Annotated in this window: 1 pseudogene; it reads left to right on the top strand. The window is 45.5% G+C overall.

Annotated elements, in window-relative coordinates:
• Nucleotides 1-321, top strand: a pseudogene (locus tag HC176_RS18560) (acyl transferase); the annotation flags it as partial.

The raw sequence follows: 321 nt of genomic DNA, 5'->3' as shown, positions 1-321 counted from the left end.
CGGAAGTGTGGAAAACTATGCGGTTCTTGCATTACTCCCCTCTTATTTGGAGAGACAGGGTTCTTCTCTGATTTACATGGTTGACGACCTCATCAAAAAGAGCAAAAATCCTGACAGCGGATTCTATCTTCACGACCTGGAGGCCATGACCCAAAAACTTTATGATCTGGAGAAGAAGAAACAAAAAGTTTTGCTCATAGGGGTTTCTTTCGCTTTGCTGGACCTCGCAGAAAAGCATTCCCTCAACCTGCAGCACACTATTGTCATGGAAACCGGGGGCATGAAAGGCCGCAGAAAAGAGATGATAAGGGCAGAACTTCA

The sequence above is a fragment of the Tamlana crocina genome, assembly GCF_012037625.1.
Note: the sequence above shows the minus strand (reverse complement) of the source record. Positions and strands in the feature narration are given on the sequence as shown.